Genomic DNA, 2050 nt, shown 5'->3' on the forward strand with positions numbered 1-2050 from the left:
GCGCCATAACAAACAATTTAAGAGGGATTCCCAACGCTTGGCATTTTGCTTCTACTTCAGTTTTAGTGTTTACGGTACAATGCGTTAGGTTGGGTGGTAGCGTTGCTCACCCCTTAATTGGGCGTTAGGCAAAGTTAGTCTTTATCAGTTAAATCGAGTTGAAATTGAGCAGTAAATTCCATGTTTTGTGGCTTAACTTAAGCAATAAATAATCATCACATATTTGTTGTTTCTTGATCGCGTTGGGTTGTTTATCGCTGTGTATTCAGCGGCAAAATAACCTTCAGCATCCAAACGTCCGCCGAGCATGCTACGCTCGTCACTTTTCTTCCAAACCGCTCAATTTTAGTTTTTTGGTTTCTTTGCTGATTTAGCGTTTTGGTTTATAAATGAATCGTTTAGTTGGTTTTAAGTTGGTAAAAAAACCTTGTTCTTTGGTTTTAAAAGTGTTGTTGTCAATCGGTTGGCCTAACAAACGGCTCAAGAGGGATTGCCAACGCGTGGCGGCTTTAGTGCAAAATTGAAGTTCAGTGTTTAAGGTGTGTTTTTTTTAGTTCGGCAGTGCGTTGTCAACCCCTTAGCCGGGCGTTATGTGTTTCTCGACTTTAAACTTTTAACTGAACGACGTTTCCATTAGCTTTTATTGGGTATAATCAATCTTTTTCAATGCATGTAATGGAGTATTTTATGGATTTTATTGAACGGCTTCAGGCTCTTTCGAAGAAAGTTTCTCAAGTTTCGGCTAATCTGGCTACCGAAGAAGCAACAAAAAATGCTTTAGTTATGCCCTTTCTGCATTCAGTCCTTGGTTATGACGTATTCGATCCAAACGAGGTTATACCTGAGTTTACGGCTGATACTGGAACTAAAAAGGGGGAAAAGGTTGATTATGCGTTGATCAAAGATGGTGTGGTTCAAATTCTAATTGAATGTAAGAAGTATAGTGAACCATTATCAACAAAGCATGCCAACCAATTATTTCGATATTTCTCAGTAACAAATGCACGTATTGCCATTTTAACTAATGGCTCAAAATATCAATTTTTCACTGATTTGGATGCTCCTAATAAAATGGATGAAAAGCCATTTTTGACATTAGATCTCGAAAATTTAGATGAGCATGTTGTCCCTGAAATAAAAAAATTAACTAAATCCTCCTTTGATGTTGAATCTGTAGTTGATGCAGCAGGTGAATTAAAATATTTAAACCAAATAAAAAAAGTTCTAGGTGAACAGTTCCAAAGCCCAGAAGAAGATTTTGTGAAGTTCTTTACTTCTCGCGTCTATGACGGTGTTCAAACTGCAAAAGTTAAATCTCAATTTCTAGACATTACCACTAAATCTTTAAAGCAGTTTCTCAATGACAGTATAAATGCCCGTCTAAAATCAGCTATTGGCGCTGACGTCAAAGAATCAACGAATATTGAAACTCAAGTTATTCCTGCTGAAGACGTAAATGAAAGTTCAGAAAAATCTAAAATTCTTACTACAGAAGAAGAAATTGAAGGTTTTAATATAGTCAAAGCAATACTTAGGCAAAAAGTAGAAGTACAGAGAGTTTGTGCGCGTGATACTCAAAGCTATTTTGGAATTCTGCTAGATGATAACAATCGTAAGCCTCTATGCCGTTTGTGGTTTAATACTAAGCAGAAATATATTGGTATCTTTGATGAAGCTAAGAATGAAACTCGGCATCCGATCGAAACTGTGGATGATATATTCAATTTCAGTGAACAATTACAAAGCACCCTTGCATTATATGAGTAAAAACACATAACAAAGCATTTAAGAGGGACAGTCAACGCGTGGCATTTGTGGTTTACTTGAAAATTTGTGTTTACGGTTGTCTATTTTAATTCTGTGGCGGCGTTGTCTGCCCCTTAATGCGGCGTTAGCTATCAATCGGAAATTGTGAGTATCTATGCTTAGTATCAAGTTTGAAGTGCGACACTTTTTAAAGATGCGCATGAATATACTCCAGTGGTGTTCTATACCCAAGTCTTTTGCGTGGGCGCATATTTAATTTGTGTGCAATTTCATTGCAGAGCTT

At 36.9% G+C, this 2050-nt stretch carries 1 protein-coding gene; it reads left to right on the forward strand.

What is annotated here, in order from left to right:
- Positions 1–687: 687 nt before the first annotated feature.
- The gene (locus AACV12_RS09200) at positions 688–1767 is read left to right on the forward strand and encodes a type I restriction endonuclease (protein ID WP_170901607.1); all 1080 of its coding nucleotides are present in this window, start codon (positions 688–690) and stop codon (positions 1765–1767) included.
- Positions 1768–2050 lie beyond the last annotated feature (283 nt).

The sequence above is a fragment of the Vibrio sp. 2-2(8) genome, from assembly GCF_963888495.1.
Classification (GTDB): domain Bacteria; phylum Pseudomonadota; class Gammaproteobacteria; order Enterobacterales; family Vibrionaceae; genus Vibrio; species Vibrio anguillarum.

Excerpts from the sequence above, each read along its gene's own strand:
- AACV12_RS09200 (WP_170901607.1), top strand. The coding sequence starts at position 688 with ATGGATTTTATTGAACGGCTTCAGGCTCTTTCGAAGAAAGTTTCTCAA.